A 19,745-nucleotide genomic window follows, 5' to 3' on the forward strand; every position below is an offset into this window, starting at 1 on the left:
GTGGCGCGTTGACGAATGCGCGATGCGCCATTTGCCGCCGGGCTTCGTGCCAAATGGCACGAAGCCCGGTGCCGGCGTGCCAAAAGATGTACGTTTGTGAAGTTGCTACGCCGGAGCAACCATCCGCTAGCATCCAGGCGTGCAGACGATTGCTGACGAACGGCTGCTGGGGCTGGCTCGCCTGTGGGGGGTGGACCGACGCGCACTCGCCGTGCGGACACGCCTCCACCTGCAGCGTTACAAGGACGACTCCGGCCGGGTGAGCTATCCGGCGGCGGTCTCGGTCGTCATCAGCAACGCGGCACGCCTGCGCAAGGACCAGCGAGCTGTGCGCGATCTGATCCCGCGGCGGGAGTATGCGCTGTCGGACCTGGAGTTCCAGCAGATCGGTGACGCGGCCGATCGGGTCTTCGGAAGCCTGCACTACCTGCGCAACGCCCGCCGTGGTTCACTCAACTTCGCGCTGGTCGACAAGGTCACAGGCACGCCGCTCACGCTGTGCAGCGCGTCCCCGCTCGAGTGGAGACGGGTCGCCGACCAGTTGGACGCGCAGTTCGGGATCCGGCGGGAAGCAGTCTGGGACCTCTCGCGGGTCTACTCGTTCGACGGTGCACCGGCCAACGCGGTGTCCGTTCTGCTGGCTCAGGTGCGCAAACACTTCCAGAAGCAGGGCGACGCCGAACTGCTGACGACCGTCGTCGATCCGAACCTGGGGTTCACCGGTTCGAGCTATCTGGCGTCGAACTGGCAACGCTGGATGACCGTCCGGGCCCGCCCGTACCTGTACTACCGTGGTCGGCACATGAGCCTGCGTGAGATGTGGGCGAGCTTCCCGGCGGTGCGCAGTATCGACGAGTTCTGCGCGGCGAATCGGCATGCGACCAAGAGCACCGCCGAGCTCAAGGACTCGTTGATCTTCTGCTGCCGCGTCCGCGGGGCGACCGAAAGGGTGCTGCCGGAGGACCAGTACCGCATCCTGCGCTGAGCCCTACTGCTGGATGCCTTCCAGCAGGTCGTCGATGCGCCGGCGCGTCGGCAGCGAGTTTCGGCGTGGGAAGTCGGAGGCCGCACAGGACATCGCGGCCGCAGCCCAGCGGGCGACGTCTTCGGAGAATTTCTGGTTGGGGACGATGAGCTGTGCGGCGAGGGCCGCGCAGAAGGCGTCGCGTGCGACCGAGGACTCTTTGTAGATCGCCGGTGGTGCCGCGACTTGCAGGACGTCGCCTATCTGCCGGGAGTACGCGTTGCAGCCGCCTCTGACGAGCAAGCACAGCGTTCTGACCCCGTGCGCGAGCAGAGTACGGGCGACGGCATCGGGATCGAACGGGGCGTTCTGGCGCGCGAACGGCTCCAGCTCCCAGGCATGCGCGACCAGGTAGTCGATCTGCGCAAGGGTGTCTGCCGAGACGTGGTCGTCGCTGTACGGCTGACCCGGCGTGACGATCACGACCGGACGTTCGCCGGTGCTGTCGTGGACCAGGGCGAGCGAATCCTCGACGGTGTCCCGCGGGACCTCGAATGTCACCAGGAGCGCGTCGCAGGCCAGCAGTGTGTCGCGATGCTCGAGGACGTCGCTGGATTCGAGATGGATCTGCTTCTCGTTGCGCCAGTTGACTGCGATGCTGTCGCCGAGTTGGTGCTCGAAGATCCCGGTGAACGGTGTCGTGGCGTTCGGAACGCGCCGGATCAGCGACGTGTCCACGTGCTCCGCCTCGAGGTACTCGATGATCTCGTCACCGAAGTGGTCGGTGGCAACCGCGGCGAGCAGAGAGGTTCGCAGGCCGAGGCGGGCTGCCGCCACGGCCTGAGTGAGGCCCTTCCCGCCAGGCGACAGGCTGAAGCCGAAAGCCTCGGTCGACGTCTCCGGCGCGGGCATGTGTTTGGTCCGGAACGTCGCGTCCATGACGGCGCCGCCGATCACGACGACTCGGCCTGGCGACGGCTCGTCCGACGGCGCCGGCCCGCTGGCGCCCACCACGTTCTTCACCCCGACGGAGTACGTGTTGCGCCGCGTCAGTTGATACGCGAGCTCGCGCAGTACGGCGAGTTCCGTCGTACCGCGCAGGTAACGGTCACTCGGCGCGGCGAGCGGACGCACGGAGAGGGCCGCATGCAGCGGGTGCCAGTGGTCCAGGAGCGTCTCCCGGCGACGGCCGAGCGCCAAGCTGTACAGAGCCCGTGTCAGATGGGCGTCGATACCGGCGACGCTCAGAGCGTCTTCAAGGACGCGCAGTGCCAGGACTGCATCCGCGACGAGCTGCGCGGATTCGGCGAGATCCTCGCGAACGCAGTCATGCACCAACGCGACTGCAGCCTCGGGCAGGTCCAGCTCGTGGACGTCCGCGTACCGGCGCGTTACGGCGAGCTCCAGCAGCGGCTCGGAGACGCCGGTCCGGTCGGCTCGGAGGCGGTCGGCGGTGAGGCCACCATGGGTGCGGAGCTTCTCGAGTGCGTTGGCCAGTACTCGCACGTGCTCCGAGTGCCGTTCACCGCCGTTGTCGCCGTTGTCGGACATCAGGTCCTGCCACCTCCTTCACGGCTGTTGTAGTCGGACGATCACGATGCGTCCTTGTCATTCTGACAGGGGCCCGGCGGACCGTGCAGGTGCTCCGGTCCGGTCGCCGTGCACGCCTGCCGGCCCGAGGTCGCTCCGGACCGTCTCGACGATGGAGTAGACACCGAAACAGACGGCCGTCATCGCCAGCGCGCCGAGGAAGACGGCGACCTTTCTCCAGTTCTTGGCGATCGCGTAACAGAAGCCGAAGATCATCAGCAATGCGAGAACCTGGTTGGCGGACATGGCATCCCTCGATCCTTCTGGGCGCTGGTGCTGCCCTTCTTCGATCGTGGCAAGAACAGTTGCTGCCACCAGTGCCAGTTTTGTCATGACATACGGAGTCGGCGGCTGCCAGTTGGCAATCAGCCGGCCGCATGCCGCGGCATCTCGTCGAATTGCTTGTCCACGGTTGCCCGTGATGGCCGGGCGGTCGGCGTCTCGTGGTAGCTGGCGGCGAAGCTCGCCATCGCTGCAGCTGCCCACAGGAAGGTGTCCTCGGTACGGGAGCGGTCCTCGATCAGGCGGGCCGCCAGCGCGGCGCAGAACGCGTCTCGCGTGATCGACCCTTCCCGGACCCGCCCGGGGAGTCTGGGGATCTGAGCCGTTGCCTTGCCGCGTTCGTAGATGCTGCCGCCGTCGGGCACGCTGAGAAGGCAGAGGGACCGCAGACCGCGGCTCAGAAGGTCGTCGCTGAGCAACTCCGGGTCGTACTTCGCCTCGTCGGAGAACGCGAATCCTTCGAGTTCCCACGAGTGCGCGACCAGGTAGTCGATCTGTTTGAGGAGGGGACTGACCTGGTGCGGGTTGGGGTAGGGCTGGCCGGGAGTCACGATGACGACGGGTGGGTCCGACGCGCTCGCCACCAGATCGAGGACGCGTCGCAGCACCGACTGCGGTAGCTCGAATGTGAGGAGCAGAACATCGCAGGTCGCGAGTACGTCCGCGTGTTGCTCGATCGCTGCGGTGTCCAGCTCGACGTCGTCACGCCAGACCGCGGCGGAACTGTTGCCGTACGGCAGTTCGAAGATTCCCGTGGCTGGAGTCCTGGCGCCGCGCCGGTCGACGCGATGGAGCAACGAGATGTCGACACCTTCGCGGGCGAGATGATCCTCGATCTCACGGCCGTCGTCGTCGGTCGCGACCGCGGCGATCAGTGCCACGTCGAGGTCGAGGTGAGCGGCCGCGACGGCCTGGCTGACGCCCTTGCCGCCAGGGGCGCGGGTGAATTCCATCGCTACCGTGGAACGTCCTGCGGCCGGCAGCGTGCCGATCCGCCAAGTGTGGTCCATCGCGGCGCCGCCGACCACGATGACTGTTCCGGCCGCTGTGGCATCGACGGTCTGAGCTCTCGACGACGGGACCGGCCGGCTCGCCGCGGCAGACGGCGCGGCTGGTTCCGGATTGACCAGTGCTGCGCCGAGACGCTCGAAGACTTCCCGTTCCAGGCGCGCGCGGAGTGTGTGTTCGCCCGCGAGTTGGCCTGTAGGTGGTCGCTCGTCCAGCGCTGCGTGCAGTTCGCTCCAGTTCTCCAGGAGGGCGGTCCGCCGGTCGCCCAGACCGCCGGCGGTGAGCTGGTGCAACGCGCGGCGGGAGATGCGGTGCGCCCGGTATCGCTCCACATAGAGGCCGAGCCTTAGGACTGCGTCGGCGATGATGCGGTCGGTCGGTGACTCGAGTGCCGCGACCTGCTGAACGATCACCTCGACCGCGGCCTCGGCCGGCTTGAGGCCAGTCTGAACAGCGTGGTTCTGGATGACCGGGAGGCGGAGCAGAACCTGGCCTCCCGGCACCGTGGTGAGGCGCTTGACGGTGAGCCCGTCGTGTCGCCGGAGCGAGCCGAGGACAGGTACGAGGTACGAGCCGTCAAGCGGTCCTTGGACCAGGCGATCGGTCATGCGTCCCCCAACGCAGTGAGCTGATATCCCCATTATGCAATGGATTGCCGAGCGAACGCCGTCCAAGCGATTGACTTAGCGGAGGTTTGATATCCAGCGGGTGGCTTGTTTGGTTTGGGTTAGGCGGCGTTCGTAGGTGGCGCCGGTGGTGAGGAGGATGAGGCCGGCGGTGGCGAGGGTGATCCAGCGGGGGAGGAGGGGGGTTAGGTCGAGGAGTTGGGCGATGGCGATCTTGGCTGTGGCGGCGGCGCCGATGAGGAAGGGGGCTTGGAGGGATCGGCGGACGCCTAGGAGGATGAGGGCGACGGCGGCGGCTACTACGAGGGTGGCGCGGAGCCAGTCGGCGGTGCCGGTGGTGAGGGGGTCGGCGGTGAGGGTGCTGGCGGCGAAGGTGGAGGGGGCGAGGCCGACGAGGAGGCCGGGGCCTAGGGAGATCCAGCTGGAACGGTTGCGCCAGGCAAGGATTCCTAGGGTGAGCAGGAGGATGGCGGGTGGGAGTGTGTACCACTCGAGCTTGTGGGCGTTTGCGGCCAGCATGAAGGCGGTGTTGGCGCCGGTGAACAGGAGTGCCGCGATCGGCAGGGCGGGGCGGCGGCGCGGGTTCATGCCGTAGGCAACTAATGGGGCGGCTGTGAGGGTCAGGACCACGCCGGTTGCGGTGAAGGTGGCGGTGGTTGCGGCGGCGACCTCGGCGAGTACGGCGGCGCAGGCGGCTGTGATGAGCAGTACGAGTTCGAGCGGCCGGTACGAACCGAGGCGGACCGGCGCAGGCCCCGGCGCACCGCCGCCACCGACGCCGACACCACCGCCACTGATGCCGACGCCGCCGACGACGGCGTTGAGATCGGCACGGGGTGGGGCGTATGCACAGGCGATGGCTATGCCGGTCGTGGCGAGGGCGGCGAGGGCTATGGCTGCGGGCCAGGCGTTGATGTAGCCGTCGGAGGCGAACAGGACGATGGCGAGCTGGGCGCTCAGGCTGGCGACGGCTGTGGTGGGGACCGGGTCGAACACGCGGCGGAGTGCGGCGTAGACGGCGAGTACGGCGGCGATTGCGGCGAGGTAGCCGAGTTGGCGGAGGTCCTCGCGTGCCATGCAGTACACGATGTCGACGGCTGCGGCGGTGATGGTTGCGGTGTGCAGGACGACGGCGAATTTCCCGGTACGGCGGGGTGCGAGGAGTCCTGTGATGGCGAGGGCGGTGGCGAAGGCTGTGGTGAGCCAGTCGGCGTACTGGGGAAGGGTTGTGGCGATCGCGAAGGCGGCCGCGGCGGCGCAGACGGCCTCACCGATGCCGGACGGGATCGTGGTTGGTAGGGGGCGCTTGTGGAGGATCGCGATGCCGGTGGCGGCGGCCAGGCAGGTCACGGCCGCGGTCTGGTAGGTGGTGCTCTCGGTCAGCAGGCCCCAGAGTGTGTTCGCGGTGCCGGTGAGGAGGATGCAGACCAGGACGGTGGCTGCGGTGATGGAGCCCGTACGGCGGATGGCCGGGGTGCCCTTTGCGGACAGGAAGAGCGTGAGGAGCACCTGCGCGAGGAGGGCGGCGAGGATGATCGGGAGAGTTGTTCGATGGAGGAGGAGCAGCGGCAGGGCGAGTTGGCCGGCGATGACGGTGATGACACCGTACGTGACGACCTTGGGGGCGGCGCGGGTCATCAGGAGGGTGAGTACGGCGATGGTGGCGGCGATGATCGCGCTGTAGGTCGGGGTGTTGATCGCGGTCGGTGAGATCAGGCCGAGGGCGCGGGCGCCGTACAGGTCGACCGTGAGCAGGCCGGTGCCGAGGAGGGCGAGGGCTTCGGCGGTGCCGGTGAGGGTGCGTCGGCTCGCGGGGATGGAGGCGGTGAACGCGAGGGCGGCGAGAGTGGCGATGATGCCGGCCTGGGCGGTGACCGGGAGGCTGCGCCAGTTGACGGCGAGGAAGGTTGCGCCTGCGGCCAGGATCAGGAGTACGCCGAGGGCCAGGAGGGTGTTCTGCGGGCTGAGCCGGTGGACCTTCGGGGGCGCGGGCTGTCTGGGCGGCGGAGGAAGCGGGCGCGGGGCACCGAAGTGCGCCGGGTACCGCGGGAGACCCCCAGACGGCCCAAGCGGCGGCGGCATGAGCGGCGGCGGGGCAAGGGGCGGCACGGCAACAGACGCTCCAGCAACAGGCGGCGGGGCGGCCATGGGAGCAGGCGGTGGGGCGGCGGGTTGGGGTGGGGTGGGAGGGGAGTAGTTGGTGGGGGGTTGGGGTTGTGGGTAAGGGTGTGGATAAGGGGCTGGGACAACGGTCAGTACCAGGTGGGTGCGGCAGGTGGGGCAGGTGATGGCGGCGGTTTGCATCGGAGCCTCCTCGGGTTGGTACCACTGTTGCGAGGAGGAACGGTTGGCCGCTTGAGTACGTCTACTCAAAGTTCTGACGTAGGCTGCTGCGGTCTGCCGATCGTCCAGACCGGCGTGACGAACACGGGGAGCACCACAATGCACACACGGAACACTGGACATGTAGAGCTTGCCAGAGCTCAGCAAGAACGTTGGGATTCCGCGTACGCGGGCCGGCCGCAGCTGCACAGTGCGGAGCCGTCGGCCGCGGTGCGCCGGGCGGCCGAGCTGTTCGGTGCCGCAGGCATCGATGACGTACTGGAGCTCGGCTCCGGCCACGGGCGGGACGCGCTTTTCCTGGCCGGGCAGGGATTCAGCGTGCACGCGACCGACTTCAGCGAGACGGCGCTCGACCAGCTGCGGCACGCGGCACAGCGCGAGGGGCTCGACGATCGCGTCACGGCCGCGCTGCACGACGTACGGGATCCGCTGCCGCCGGCCGACGCGACCGTGAACGCCGTGTTCGCGAACCTCCTGCTCAACATGGCATTCTCGCCGTCCGAGCTGCGGTCACTGGTCGGCGAGGTCCACCGGGTGCTGCGCCCGGGCGGCCTCTTCGTGTACGCGGTGTGGTCCACGGACGACCCGTGCTCGCAGAACTGGCAGCGGCTGAGTGACGGGTTGTCCGTCCACGACGGGTTCGTCGGCCGGTTCTTCGGCGAGGACCTGATCAGTGAGCTCGCCGAGCAGTGGCAGCTCGACGAGCTCACTCCGTATCAGGAGGGCCAACGCCTCCTCTGGCAGGTCGCGCTCACCAAACAGTGATCAGTTCGCCTGGCTGACGCTTGACATGTTGTAGTCGGGGATGAGTAGCGGCGGCGTCGCGGTACGCGAGAAGAAGTCGCCCCACTCGCGGGAGAACGACGGCACGGTCGCCCCGGCCGCGGTGAAGCGGGCCAGCAGGTCGACCGGGCTCTCGTTGAACCGGAAGTTGTTCACCGCACCGGTGACCTCGCCGTTCTCGACCAGGTAGACGCCGTCGCGGGTCAGGCCCGTGAGCAGCAGGGTCTGCGGGTCGACCATCCGGATGTACCACAGGCAGGTCACCAGCAGACCGTTGTCGAGACCAGCCACCAGGTCATCCGTCGCTCCGGAGCCGCCGTCGACCGAGAGGGCGTAGTTCTCGATGCCGGGCGTGGCTTTCGGTACGTCGATGAGGTCCGCGGTGTACCGGCTCGTCATCAGGTGCTCGAGCTTGCCGCCGCGGATCCAATCGGTCGCCGCGAGCGCGAGACCGTTGTCGAACACGCTCGACGAGCCGCCGGACGACCGGGCCACGGCGAACGTGAACGCCTCGAGCCCCGCGAGGGCCGGGTCCGAGCTCAGGTTGACCGGCTGTGACGACAGCGTATCGCCGATCCGGGTGCCGCCGCCGGTCCGCGAGAACACGGTCTGGCCCTCGAACGCGTCCCGGCCGTCGAGCTGCCAGTACAGGTACGTCATCAGGTCTGCGACGGCGGTCGGCGGCAGGATCGTCGGGTGCCGGCCGGCGTCGACGGAGACCGTACGGTTCGCCCAGCCGAGGCGCCGGGTCAGCTCGCTGTCGAGCGCGTGCGCGTCGACGTCGGTGAAGTCGCGGGTGGCCGTGCCGACCCAGGCCGAGTGGCTCAGGTCGGTGTTCTTGCCGGTGGAGGACACGTACCCGCGGGGGAGCGCCTGGCGGAGGCGGAGCCCGGTCGACGAGCCCGCGTACAGCGTGGTGACCTCGTGGTTCGCGAAGCCGTACAGCCGGCGCTTCTCGTTGGTGGCCCGGCGTAGCGACTCGCCGAGCGACGGCGCGAACTTCTCGTAGACGCCGACCGTGGTCTCCTCCGGCTCGAGATCCCAGTCCGCGTCGGCCGCACCGTCGACGAGCGGCCGCGCGTCCTCGGCCGGACCCGCGGCGCGAGCGGTCGCGATCGCGGCGGAGACGACCTCGCGGAGTGCGTCCTCGGTGACCGACGAGCGGCCGATGACGCCCGCCGCGGTCCCCTCGCCGGAGCCGACGGTCGCGATGACGGTGACGCTCGAGCCGCGCATCGCGCCGTTCGTGGTCAGAGTGTTGTTCGCCCAGCGGAGGTTGGCGCTGGACGTCTCCGCGACGAGCACGACGCAGCCGTCGGCGCCTTCGGCCGCGGCCAGGGCCAGGCCCCGCTCGACGGTGTCCTGCGGGGTGAGCTGTACGGCGGTCACCGGCCGGCCTCCTGGGTGGTGTTGAGAATGCGGACTCCGCGGAACAGGGCGGACGGGCAACCGTGGCTGACCGCGCCGGACTGCGCCGGCTCGGCCTTGCCGCAGTTCAGCGCGCCGCCGAGGACGTACGTCTGGGGGCCGCCGACCGCCTCCATCGAGCCCCAGAAGTCCGTGGTGGTGGCCTGGTACGCGACGTCGCGGAGCTGGCCGTCGAGCTTGCCGTCGGTGATCTTGTAGAACCGCTGGCCGGTGAACTGGAAGTTGTACCGCTGCATGTCGATCGACCAGGACTTGTCGCCGACGATGTAGATCCCGTTCTGCACCCGGCTGATCAGCTCCTCGGTGGAGGGGCCGTCGGCGGCCGGCTGCAGCGAGACGTTCGCCATCCGCTGGATCGGGATGTGGCCGGAGGAGTCGGCGTACGCGCATCCGTTGGAGCGTGCGGTGCCGAGCACGTCCTCGTTCTTCTTCGCCATCCGGCGGTCCACCTGGTACCCGACCAGGATGCCGTCCTTGACCAGGTCCCACTGCTGGCCGGCCACGCCCTCGTCGTCGTACCCGACGGTGGACAGGCCGTTCTCCGCGGTGCGGTCGCCGGTGACGTGCATGACCGGGGAGCCGTACTTCAGCGTGCCGAGCTGGTCGAGGGTCGCGAAGCTGGTGCCCGCGTAGTTCGCCTCGTAGCCGAGCGCGCGGTCGAGCTCGGTCGCGTGGCCGATCGACTCGTGGATCGTGAGCCACAGGTTGGACGGGTCGACGACGACGTCGTACGTGCCCGGCTCGACGGTCGGGGCGGCGAGCTTCTCGGCCAGCCAGCCGGGGATCTGCGCGAGCTCGGTGTCCCAGTCCCACCCGGTGCCGGTCAGGTACTCCCAGCCGCGGCCGGCGGGCGGCGCGGTGGACGACATCGAGTCGATGCGGTCGCCGGCGACCGCGTGCGCGGTGATGTCGGGACCGATCCGGACACGTTGCTGGGTGTACGACGTGCCGGCCGTGTTCGCGTAGTACTTGCACTCGTGGACCGTCGCGACGTGGACGCTGACGTGCGCGACGCCCTCGGCCTTGAGCAGCCGGTCGCTGTAGTCGGTGAGCAGGGCGACCTTCTCGGCGCGCGGCACGCTGAACGGGTCGATCTCGTACGACGAGGTCCAGGTGACGTCGTCGTAGGTCGGCTCGTCGGCGAGCTCGATCGTCTCGGCGTTGATCGGCCGCGAGACCTGCGCCATGTTCACCGCCTGCTCCGCGACCAGGACCGCCTCGTCGACCGTGAGCGCGACGCCGGCCGCGAAACCCCACGTGCCGTCGTGGATGACGCGGACGGCGAGGCCGAGATCCTCGTCGTCCTTCGCACTCTCCAGCACGCTGTCGCGCAAGGAGATGGACTCGGACCGGATCCGCTCCAGCCGGAACTCGGCGAAGGTGGCTCCGAGGTCACTGGCCCGCTGCAGGGCGGCCGTGGCCAGATCCTGCCGGGGGAGGGCGAGAAACGCTGCGTCGATATCAGGCACGAAACAGACCCTATACAGCGAGCCGGACAATTTCAGGGGAACCCGGGCGGCGGCCGCGGTGTAGGCACAATGACGGGAAGTCGAGGGAGGCGTGATCGGCGGGGCTGACGACGGTGAGCTGGCGGCTCGGGCGCGCAGTGGAGATTCGGCTGCGTACGGCGAGCTGTTGGAGACGCACGCCCCGGTGGCCAAACGGACCGCTGTCTTCCTCGGGGCAGGGGCCGACGCGGACGACGTAGTGCAGGAGGCGTTCGTCAAGGCGTACAAGGCGCTGGGCGGCTTCCGGGAGGGCGCAGCGTTCCGGCCGTGGCTGTTGCGGATCGTTGCCAACGAGACCAAGAACGCCGTAAGAGCACGTGGTCGCCGCGAGCGCCGTGAGCACCTGGCTGTACCCCTGGACGTAGTACTCGACCCGGCTGACCAAGCGGTGTCGCTAGAGCGCCGTACGGAGTTGCTGGCCGCCGTACGCGCATTGCCAGACCAGCTGCGCCGGGTGGTCACCTGCCGGTACCTGCTGGACCTGGACGAGCAGGAGACCGCAGTAGTACTCGGCTGTCCGCGTGGCACGGTCAAGTCCCGCCTGCACCGTGCACTGGGCCGTCTCCGTGACGCACTACCCGACAAGGAGGTGCAGCGATGAACCTCGACGACGAACTGCGAGCAGTCGGGCGCTCAGCCGCCGTACCTCCGCCACCTGACGACCTGACCGCCGCCGTACTGACCCGTGTGGCAGGTGTGAAGCCCCGGAAGCGCCTGCGGGACAGGTGGCGGGCGTTCCTTGCCGGCTTCCTCGTGTTGCTGGCCGGTGCCGTACTGACGCCACCTGTCCGCGCAACCGTCGCGGAGTGGCTGCGGATCGGGGGAGTGCAGGCGCAACCAGTCGGCACCGGCCCGAGTACCGCGCCGCCTCCACCGTCAGTCACGACCCACCTATCGCTGGCGGACGCCGCACGCGTCGCCGGCTTCACACCGCAGCTCCCCAAGACTCTCGGCACACCAACAGGCGTTGAGGCTTCACCTGGCTTCGTGGCAACCAGCTGGGTCGGCGTACGGCTCGAGCAATTCCGCTCCGGTATCGAGCCGATGTACATCAAGCAGTACTACAACGAGTTGGAGTACGTGCCCGAGATCAACGCGTTCTGGTTCAGCACGCCGCACGAGCTGGTGCTGGTCGACAAGCGGGTCGTACGGATCGCCGGACCCACACTGGTCTGGGAGCGCGCCGGTGTCACGTTCCGTCTGGAGGGCGTGGACCGCGCCCGCGCCATCCAGCTGGCGAAGGGAACCCCCTGACCACGAGCGGTGTACCAGTCGCGAAAGGAGCAGCCATGGTCCGCCGCACTCTCGCACTGGTCGCAGCACTCGCAGCGGCAACTGTCATCGCACTCTTAACAACCGCCGTCCCTGCTCAAGCAGGCGGCCCAACCAGCGTCCTACTCAGCGCACCCCCGTCGATCGCCGCGTTCGGCTACGACGACCCGCGGTACGCCGAGTTCCAAGCCCTCACCGAACCGGCGGGAGCCGCCACACCCGGGCCCCACGACATCGGCCGGTTCGTCCGCGCCACCTGGCTCATCCACGACATGTCGGTGTGGCGCATCGACATGATCTACCCCAACGCACCAGGTGGCCCCTGGATCCTCACCGCAAACACCCTGGCCGAAGCAGGCCCAGCCAAAGCCACCTGGCACCGATCTTCCAACCCCGCCAAGCTCATCCAACTCCTCAAAGACCTCAAACTGCTCAGCGGCGAGTTCCAGGGAGGCCCCGCCCTGCAAGACGGCTTCGCACTCCCACAATCCACACAGCCGCTGCAAACCGCAGAACCAACCCCCGCCCCTCCAGCCCAAACACAGGTCTCCACAACCCCCAACGCCTTCACCGGCTGGCGCTGGATCCTCCCCGGCATCCTCCTAGGCGCCGCAGCCACAGCCCTGGCCCTACGCCTCTATCCCAAACGCCGCTGGGAACTGCTCGGTTAGATGTCTGCGGTGAGTTCGAAGCCGGCGAACAGGCGGCCGCCGTGGGAGGCGAGGATGTTGTCAACTGCGGTGACCAGGCGGGCGTCCGACGCCCGTACGCCGTCCAGGAGCGCTCCAGCGTGGTTGGTGCCGTGGGCAACGTCGTAGGTGGTCAGCTCGCGGAGGAGGCCCTTGCCGGTGCCGGACCAGTGGCCTGAGCCGGTCAGCAACAACCGGGCCGCCTCCTGCCACAGCACCGACTTGATTGCCAGCTGTACGTCGCCGACAGCGCTGGCCAGGTCTTCCAGGAGGTCGGTGATCGTGTAGCGCAGCAGGCTCAGCTCATCGGCAGTCAGCGGGCGGGGGCCGGCCGCGACCTCGGCCAGGAAGTCCTGCTGCAGCCGGGCGCCTGACCCGTCGGTGTCGAGCAGTACGACGGACTCACCGACGAGCCGCATCATCGTCGGCTGCCGCCGCGCCTGGTCCTTGTCGGCGAAGTACCGCAGCGACTTCTCGGTGTGGACGAACAGTTCGACCGGCCAGCCGCCGTACTCGATCGACTTCCGCAGCGCCGGCCCGTCCTGCAAAACCGTGATGTCCAGGTCGGACGTCGGAGTCGCATCGCCACGTGCCACGCTGCCGCCGAGCCAGGCGGCGCGCGCGTCCGGGTACAACTCCGACACCAATTGCCGAGCGAGATCGATCGGGCGTGCGAGATCCATCAGGACAGTGTCAGCCAGTGCAACTGTTCGCGATAGGCATTTGCCGGCGGGATGTGGCCACCGATGTAGTACTTGCGTTCGGCATGCGGGATCGCCGCGGCCAGGTGGTCGGCGTACTTGCCGGACCGTTCGTCGGCCGAGCCGTGCCAGAGGCTGACCGGGATGTGGATGTCTCCGAGGTCGAAGCCCCACGGGTTCGCGAACGCGACGAGGTCATCCAGCCAGCCGTCGTGGCTGGTGACGAAGGTGGCGGTCAGCCGGGCCATTGCCGCCGGATCCTCGCGGGCCGGCGGTCCGGGCTCCGTACCTGGGTCCGGCGGGATCTCGGGCCCACCTTCCCCGACCAAGTTCATGATCGTCTGCGCGGTCTCCTCGAGCCCCGGCCGCAGGTCGCCGTGCACAGCCAGCCACGAGGTGCGGTTGCGCCGCGGATCCGCCGCTTCCTCCTCCTCGGTCGGCTCGGGCCCGTCGACGATCGGCGGCGCGATACTCCCGGTGACCGCACAGCGAGTGACGCGATCCGGCAGCAGCGCAGCACACGCCAGCGCATGTGGTCCGCCCCCGGAGCCGCCCGAGACCGTGAACCGTTCCCACCCGAGCGCGTCGGCCAGCGCCACCACATCCGGTACGACGGACGCGACCGTACGCCCGGGCAGTCGCGTCGACCCGCCGTACCCGGGCCGGTCCGTCTGAGCCATCCACACGCCCGACTCGACGATTCCTGCGACCGCGTCCGGCCGCTTCCACCGCGTGCTCGGCGAACCGCCGAACGAGATCACGGGTACGCCGTCCTCGGTGCCGTACATGTTGTAGAAAACGACCCGCTCGTCGACCCGCACAGAACCTTCCACGCAGCGGAGCGTAACCATCCGGCCCCAGCTAACCCAATCCGCAGTTACCAACCCGAGATTCTCGGGATTCGAGATGCAACGCGGGTGGTGGAAGGATGCGGCCTAGCTTTTGTTGGCGGTAAGAATCTGACCAGTCGGGAGTGCTTGTGAGTTCCTCGGTCGCCGGGACCGTATCGCCCACCCGGCAAGCTCTGCGCCGGGTCCGGCGGGACCGCAGTGCGCGCATCGGGGTGTTCCTGGTCGCGCTGCTGATCCTGATCGCCGCCGTGGCGCCGCTGCTGGTGCGCCTGGCCGGTCAGGACGCGACGACCTACCACATCGATCTGCTCGATCCGGCCCGCGGCAATGCGCCGCGCGGTGCGCTCGGCGGGATCAGCGGCGACCACTGGTTCGGTGTCGAGCCGCTGACCGGCCGGGACATGTTCTCGATCGTCGTGCTCGGCCTGCGGACGTCGCTGGTGATCGCGATCACGGTGACGGCCATCACCACGGTGATCGGCACGTTGCTCGGCATCAGCGCGGCGTACTTCGGCGGCTGGTACGACGCGATCGTGTCCCGGCTGCTGGACTTCCTGTTCGGGTTCCCGCAGCTCGTCTTCATGATTGCCCTCGGCATCATTGTCCCGGCGAAGGTGTCCCGGACCCTGCTGCTGGTCGGCGTGCTGAGCGTCTTCGGCTGGGCCGGCCTGGCCCGGCTGATCCGCAACCAGGCCCGTTCGCTGGTCACCCGCGAGTTCGTCGAGGCGGCCCGCAGCGTCGGCTCGACCGGCTGGATGGTGATCACCCGCGAGCTCCTGCCGAACCTGCTCGGCCCGGTCCTGGTGATCGCCACGCTGGCTATTCCCGGGTACGTCGGTGCGGAGGCGGCGCTGTCCTTCCTGGGCGTCGGTGTACCACCGCCGACACCGAGCCTCGGCCGTTCGATCTCGGACTCGATCGCGTGGGTCTACACCGGCGCGGACCCGTGGTTCCTGCTGTTCCCGGGCGCGATGCTGTTCATCGCCGTACTGGGGTTCACGCTGCTCGGTGACGGCGTCCGGGACGCGTTCGACGTGCGGCTGCGGAGGACGAACTGATGCCCGATCTCGTCTGGTTCATCATTCGCCGGCTGTTCGCAGCGTTCCTCGTCATGCTCGCGCTGAGCCTGGCCGTCTACCTGGTCTTCTACGCGATCCCGGCCGACCCGGCGCACCTCGCGTGCGGCAAGCCCTGTACGCCGGACCGCCTGGAGCAGGCGCGGCATTTCATGCAGCTCGACCAGAGCACCATCCAGCAGTACCTGAGCTTCCTCAAGGGGATCTTCGCCGGCCGTACGTTCGGTGACGGTGCGGCCGCGGTGCACTGCAACGCGCCCTGCTTCGGGTACTCGTTCCCCCTGGCCCGCCCGGTCACCACGCTGATCATGAACCGGCTGCCGATCACCGCCTCGATCGCGCTCGGCGCGGCCGTACTGTGGCTGCTGCTCGGTGTCTCGCTCGGCGTGATCGCAGCGCTGAACCGTGGCCGCCTCCTCGACAGGCTGTCTGTCGGCGTCGCGCTGATCGGGGTCTCGACACCGTCGTTCCTGCTCGGTCTGCTGGCGATCCTGGTCTTCGGGTTCTGGCTGAACATGGTCCCGGTCAGCGGCTACATCCCGCTCACCGACAGCCCGGTCGACTGGGCCTGGCACCTGGTCACGCCGTGGATCGTGCTCGCGATCCTGCAGGCGGCCTCGTACATCCGGCTGACCCGCTCCCAGATGCTCGAGGAGCTGAACCTCGACTACATCACCACGGCCCGTGCAAAGGGCGCCAGCGAGGCCCGTGTGGTCGTCACCCACGGTCTGCGCGGCGTGCTGGTGCCGGTGGTGACGCTGTTCGGCCTCGACCTCGGCGGTCTGCTCGGCGGTGCGATCCTGACCGAGAAGGTCTTCAGCATGCAGGGCCTCGGCGATCTCCTGATCAGCGCGGTCGGGACGCTCGACGTGGCCGTGGTCGTCGGCGTGACGCTGTTCTCGGCGTTCCTGATCATCCTCGCGAACCTGGTGGTGGACATAGTGCACGGTGTGCTCGACCCGAGGGTGAGCCATGGCTGACCCAGTTCTCGAAGTCCATGACCTGCACGTGACCTTCAGCACCGAGGGCGGTCCGGTGCCGGCCGTCGACGGCATCGACTTCGCGGTCGCGCCCGGGCAGACGCTGGCGATCGTCGGCGAGTCCGGGTCCGGCAAGAGCGTCAGTTCGGCCGCGGTGATGGGTCTGCTGCCGTCGAACGCTGCGGTCACCGGCGAGGTGCTGCTGGACGGCCGCGAGCTGAACGGCCTGCCGAACGACGAGCTCCGCAAGATCCGCGGCAACGACATCGCGATGGTGTTCCAGGACGCCCTGTCGGCGCTGAATCCGTACTACTCCGTCGGCTGGCAGGTCGCCGAGGCGTACCGGCTGCACCACGACGTCTCGAAGAAGGTCGCCCGCACCCGGGCGATCGAGATGCTCGACAAGGTCGGCATCCCGGACGCGGCCCGCCGCGCCGAGAGCTTCCCGCACGAGTTCTCCGGGGGAATGCGGCAGCGGGTCGTGATTGCTATGGCTCTCGTGAACGACCCCAGAGTGCTGATCGCGGACGAGCCGACGACCGCACTCGACGTAACCGTGCAGGCACAGATCATGCGCCTGCTCGACGACGTCCAGGAGGAGTTCGGTACGGCCCTGGTGCTGATCTCGCACGACCTGGGCGTGGTTGCGGAGGTCGCGGACGACGTCCTGGTGATGTACGCGGGGCGCGCGGCCGAGCGCGGTAGCGTGCGCGACCTGTTCGCGCGGGCGGCCCACCCGTACAGCCTAGGGCTGCTGGGCGCGATGCCGCGGGTCGACGTACCGCCGACGGGGCGGCTGACGACGATCCCGGGCAGCCCGCCCACTCCGGGATCCATCACGACCGGGTGCGCCTTCCAGCCGCGCTGTGCGTACGCGCATCTGGTGGGGGAGCGGTGCGTCACCGAGCGCCCCGAGCTCACCCCGCGGCCCGGCGAGGGCGACCACGAGGCCGCGTGCCATCTCGGTCGGCGCCCGGAGGTGCTGAAATGACCGAGCTGCTGCACCTCAAGGACGTCAAGAAGTACTTCGGCCTGCGCGGCACTCCGTGGAAGAAGGCCCAGGCTGTCCGCGCGGTCGACGGCGTCAACATCGTCGTACGCAAGGGCGAAACGCTCGGCCTCGTGGGCGAATCCGGGTCCGGCAAGTCCACCCTGGCGCGCGTCGCGACCCGGCTGCTCGACCCGACCGAGGGCCGGGTCGAGATCGGCGGCAAGGACGTCACCACGATCAAGGGCCGCCGGCTGCGCCCGATCCGCCGGCAGATCCAGATGGTCTTCCAGGACCCGCAGGCGTCACTGAATCCACGGCAGTCGGTCGGCACCATTCTCAGTACGCCGTTCCGCGCCCAAGGCCTGCGCCCGACGCGCGGCCAGCTGGTCGAGCTGCTGGAGCAGGTCGGCCTGGCCGAGCAGCACCTGGAGCGGTACCCGCACGAGTTCTCCGGCGGTCAGCGGCAGCGGATCGGGATCGCCCGGGCGCTCTCGGTGAAGCCTGAGCTGCTCGTCTGCGACGAGCCGGTGTCCGCGCTGGACGTCTCCGTGCAGGCCCAGGTGCTGAACCTGCTCGCCGACCTCCGCGACGAGCTCGGCCTGTCGTACGTACTGGTGGCGCACGACCTGGCCGTCGTACGGCAGGTCGCGGACCGGATCGCGGTCATGTATCTCGGCACGATCGTCGAGGAAGGCCCTGCCGCACAGGTGTACGAGGCGCCCGCGCATCCGTACACGAAGGCGCTGCTGTCCGCCGTACCGGTGCCCGAGCCGGGCGTGGTCCGGGAGCGGATCGTGCTCACCGGCGACGTACCGACCCCCATCTCGCCGCCGTCCGGATGCCCCTTCCGGACCCGGTGCTACAAGGTCCAGGACGTGTGCGCGACCGTACGACCGGTGCTCGAATCTGTCCAGGGTTCGACCGAACACCGGGCCGCCTGCTACTTCCCTGAGCCCCCACCCCTTGAGAGGACATCATGAAACGCATCACCCGAGCGGTCGCGGTAGCGGCCGTGCTGGCGCTGGCGGCGGCCGCTTGCAACGCCAACGACAAGTCCGCCACCCCCGGCGGTGCGAGCACCGCGGCCGCCGAGCAGGGTGGCACCTGGCACATCCTCACCACCAGCAAGGAGATCAGCCTCGACCCGGCCAAGAGCCAGAACCTGGGGATCAGCTCGATCCACCTGGTGCTGCGCGGCCTGACGTCGTGGAAGACCTCGCCGGACAAGGCCGCCGAGGTGGTCCCTGACCTGGCCACCGACACCGGCAAGGTGAGCGACGACGGCAAGACCTGGACGTACAAGCTGAAGTCCGGCCTGAAGTACGCCGACGGTTCGCCGATCGTTGCCGCCGACATCAAGTACGGCGTGGAGCGCTCGTTCGCACCGGAGCTGTCCGGCGGCCTCGGGTACCACAAGTCGCTGCTCGTCGGCGGCGACAAGTACCAGGGCCCGTACAAGGGCGGCGAGCTGGCGTCGATCGAGACGCCGGACGACACCACGGTGATCTTCAAGCTGAACAAGCCGTACGGCGACTGGCCGTGGATCGTCAGCATGCCGGCGTTCTCGCCGGTCCCGAAGAAGGCCGACACCGACCCGGCGCACTACGGTGAGAAGCCGGCCGCCAGCGGCCCGTACCAGGTGAAGAGCTACACGCCCGGCTCGAAGCTCGAGCTGGAGCGCAACCCGAACTGGGACAAGTCGACCGACGAGGCCCGTACCGGCCTGCCGGACGCGATCGTGATGGACATGGGCCTGCAGCCCGACGTCGTGAACCAGCGGCTGATCGCGGATGCCGGTGACGACAAGTTCGCCGCCACCACCGGTACGTCGGTCCCGGCCGCGCTGATCCCGACGATCACCGGGAACCCGGCGGTGAAGGCCCGCGTGGCCACGTCACCGTCCGGCGCCCTCGAGTACCTCGCGATGAACACCAAGCGCCCGGCGCTCGCCAACCCGGCGGTCCGTAAGGCGATCGAGTACGCCGTCGACAAGCAGGCCGTCCAGGTGGCCGAAGGCGGACCGGAGTACGGCGGTGAGATCGCGTCGACGCTGATCACGCCGGGCATCGACGGCTACAACAAGTACGACCTGTACCAGGCGCCGCCGGCCGGTGACCCCGACAAGGCCAAGCAGATGCTCGCGGCCGCCGGCGTCAGCAACCTGAACCTGGTGCTGGCCGCCGACAACACGACCGGTCTCGGTGTCGCGCAGGCGATCCAGCAGGGTCTGAAGCGGGCCGGCATCACGGTCACGATCAAGCCGCTCGACTCCGAGCCGCTGACCGATCTGATCACCGGGAACAAGCCGGACTTCGACCTGACGGTGTCCAGCTGGCTGCCGGACTTCCCGAGCGCGATCGGCAACATCCAGCCGCTGTTCGCATCGTCGGAGATCGGCAACGGCGGGTACAACATTTCCCGCTACTCGAACCCGGCCGTGGATTCGGCGATCGCCGCCGCAACCGCCGAGTCCGACCGCACCAAGGCGGCCGGTCTGTGGGGCGCCGTCGACAAGCAGATCATGCAGGACGCTCCGATCGTCCCGCTCGTCTACGCGCGCAACGCCTTCCTGCACGGCTCGAAGGTCCAGAACTTCTACCTGTCGTCCTACCCGCCGTACCCGAACCAACTGATCGTCGGGCTGAGCAAGTAG

Annotated in this window: 18 protein-coding genes; 10 read left to right on the plus strand and 8 right to left on the minus strand. The window is 68.7% G+C overall.

Annotation, left to right across the window (positions count from 1 at the left end; genetic code table 11):
- Positions 1 to 139 precede the first annotated feature (139 nt).
- Positions 140 to 985 carry a hypothetical protein gene (locus ACGFI6_RS16660; RefSeq protein WP_393119279.1) on the plus strand — a complete coding sequence of 282 codons (846 nt, stop codon included), beginning with the start codon at positions 140 to 142 and terminating at the stop codon, positions 983 to 985.
- 3 nt (positions 986 to 988) lie between these two features.
- On the opposite strand, the gene ACGFI6_RS16665 is transcribed toward ACGFI6_RS16660, so the two are convergent.
- From ACGFI6_RS16665 to ACGFI6_RS16680, 4 genes are all read right to left on the minus strand, one after another.
- A complete protein-coding gene (locus tag ACGFI6_RS16665) occupies positions 989 to 2,515 on the minus strand; it encodes a PfkB family carbohydrate kinase (RefSeq protein WP_393119281.1) in 1,527 nt (508 codons plus the stop codon).
- A gap of 57 nt (positions 2,516 to 2,572) precedes the next feature.
- Positions 2,573 to 2,800 (minus strand): hypothetical protein, encoded by a 228-nt coding sequence (locus ACGFI6_RS16670; protein WP_393119283.1) that lies wholly within the window; start codon positions 2,798 to 2,800, stop codon positions 2,573 to 2,575.
- A 119-nt stretch (positions 2,801 to 2,919) separates the two neighbouring features.
- Positions 2,920 to 4,452 carry a PfkB family carbohydrate kinase gene (locus ACGFI6_RS16675; RefSeq protein WP_393119284.1) on the minus strand — a complete coding sequence of 511 codons (1,533 nt, stop codon included), beginning with the start codon at positions 4,450 to 4,452 and terminating at the stop codon, positions 2,920 to 2,922.
- A 75-nt stretch (positions 4,453 to 4,527) separates the two neighbouring features.
- Positions 4,528 to 6,579 carry an SCO7613 C-terminal domain-containing membrane protein gene (locus ACGFI6_RS16680; protein ID WP_393119286.1) on the minus strand — a complete coding sequence of 684 codons (2,052 nt, stop codon included), beginning with the start codon at positions 6,577 to 6,579 and terminating at the stop codon, positions 4,528 to 4,530.
- A gap of 333 nt (positions 6,580 to 6,912) precedes the next feature.
- On the opposite strand from ACGFI6_RS16680, the gene ACGFI6_RS16685 reads away from it, so the two are divergent.
- Positions 6,913 to 7,578, plus strand: coding sequence for a class I SAM-dependent methyltransferase (locus tag ACGFI6_RS16685; RefSeq protein WP_393119288.1), 666 nt, complete (start codon positions 6,913 to 6,915; stop codon positions 7,576 to 7,578).
- Here the strand turns inward: ACGFI6_RS16685 and ACGFI6_RS16690 are convergent, their stop codons facing one another.
- Both ACGFI6_RS16690 and ACGFI6_RS16695 read right to left on the minus strand, forming a co-directional pair.
- Entirely contained in the window at positions 7,579 to 8,985 is a 1,407-nt protein-coding gene (locus tag ACGFI6_RS16690) for a metallopeptidase TldD-related protein (RefSeq protein ID WP_393119290.1), read from the minus strand. It lies immediately after the preceding gene.
- Entirely contained in the window at positions 8,982 to 10,493 is a 1,512-nt protein-coding gene (locus ACGFI6_RS16695) for a TldD/PmbA family protein (RefSeq protein WP_393119292.1), read from the minus strand. The genes ACGFI6_RS16690 and ACGFI6_RS16695 overlap by 4 nt, the downstream gene beginning before the upstream one ends.
- Positions 10,494 to 10,584: 91 nt before the next feature.
- On the opposite strand from ACGFI6_RS16695, the gene ACGFI6_RS16700 reads away from it, so the two are divergent.
- From ACGFI6_RS16700 to ACGFI6_RS16710, 3 genes are read left to right on the plus strand one after another with little or no spacing between them, the layout of a single operon-like run.
- Positions 10,585 to 11,133 (plus strand): RNA polymerase sigma factor, encoded by a 549-nt coding sequence (locus tag ACGFI6_RS16700; RefSeq protein ID WP_393119294.1) that lies wholly within the window; start codon positions 10,585 to 10,587, stop codon positions 11,131 to 11,133.
- Positions 11,130 to 11,786 carry a hypothetical protein gene (locus ACGFI6_RS16705; RefSeq protein WP_393119295.1) on the plus strand — a complete coding sequence of 219 codons (657 nt, stop codon included), beginning with the start codon at positions 11,130 to 11,132 and terminating at the stop codon, positions 11,784 to 11,786. The genes ACGFI6_RS16700 and ACGFI6_RS16705 overlap by 4 nt, the downstream gene beginning before the upstream one ends.
- A gap of 35 nt (positions 11,787 to 11,821) precedes the next feature.
- Positions 11,822 to 12,475 carry a hypothetical protein gene (locus ACGFI6_RS16710; protein ID WP_393119297.1) on the plus strand — a complete coding sequence of 218 codons (654 nt, stop codon included), beginning with the start codon at positions 11,822 to 11,824 and terminating at the stop codon, positions 12,473 to 12,475.
- Here the strand turns inward: ACGFI6_RS16710 and ACGFI6_RS16715 are convergent.
- Together ACGFI6_RS16715 and ACGFI6_RS16720 are read right to left on the minus strand one after the other, a co-directional pair.
- Positions 12,472 to 13,176, minus strand: a complete 705-nt coding sequence (locus ACGFI6_RS16715; protein WP_393119299.1) for a nucleotidyltransferase domain-containing protein — start codon at positions 13,174 to 13,176, stop codon at positions 12,472 to 12,474. The two genes, ACGFI6_RS16710 and ACGFI6_RS16715, sit on opposite strands and share 4 nt — an antisense overlap.
- Positions 13,176 to 14,027 carry an alpha/beta fold hydrolase gene (locus ACGFI6_RS16720; protein WP_393119301.1) on the minus strand — a complete coding sequence of 284 codons (852 nt, stop codon included), beginning with the start codon at positions 14,025 to 14,027 and terminating at the stop codon, positions 13,176 to 13,178. Before ACGFI6_RS16720 ends, ACGFI6_RS16715 begins: the two co-directional genes overlap by 1 nt.
- 146 nt (positions 14,028 to 14,173) lie before the next feature.
- On the opposite strand from ACGFI6_RS16720, the gene ACGFI6_RS16725 reads away from it, so the two are divergent.
- From ACGFI6_RS16725 to ACGFI6_RS16745, 5 genes are read left to right on the plus strand one after another with little or no spacing between them, the layout of a single operon-like run.
- A complete protein-coding gene (locus ACGFI6_RS16725; protein WP_393119302.1) occupies positions 14,174 to 15,103 on the plus strand; it encodes an ABC transporter permease in 930 nt (309 codons plus the stop codon).
- On the plus strand, positions 15,103 to 16,101 hold the full coding sequence (locus tag ACGFI6_RS16730) for an ABC transporter permease (RefSeq protein ID WP_393119304.1): 999 nt from the start codon (positions 15,103 to 15,105) through the stop codon (positions 16,099 to 16,101). Before ACGFI6_RS16725 ends, ACGFI6_RS16730 begins: the two co-directional genes overlap by 1 nt.
- Positions 16,094 to 17,092, plus strand: a complete 999-nt coding sequence (locus ACGFI6_RS16735) for an ABC transporter ATP-binding protein (RefSeq protein ID WP_393119306.1) — start codon at positions 16,094 to 16,096, stop codon at positions 17,090 to 17,092. The genes ACGFI6_RS16730 and ACGFI6_RS16735 overlap by 8 nt, the downstream gene beginning before the upstream one ends.
- On the plus strand, positions 17,089 to 18,072 hold the full coding sequence (locus tag ACGFI6_RS16740) for an ABC transporter ATP-binding protein (protein ID WP_393119308.1): 984 nt from the start codon (positions 17,089 to 17,091) through the stop codon (positions 18,070 to 18,072). Before ACGFI6_RS16735 ends, ACGFI6_RS16740 begins: the two co-directional genes overlap by 4 nt.
- Positions 18,069 to 19,745, plus strand: coding sequence for an ABC transporter substrate-binding protein (locus ACGFI6_RS16745; RefSeq protein ID WP_393119310.1), 1,677 nt, complete (start codon positions 18,069 to 18,071; stop codon positions 19,743 to 19,745). Before ACGFI6_RS16740 ends, ACGFI6_RS16745 begins: the two co-directional genes overlap by 4 nt.

Source organism: Kribbella sp. NPDC048928 (assembly GCF_043197975.1).
Taxonomy (GTDB): domain Bacteria; phylum Actinomycetota; class Actinomycetes; order Propionibacteriales; family Kribbellaceae; genus Kribbella.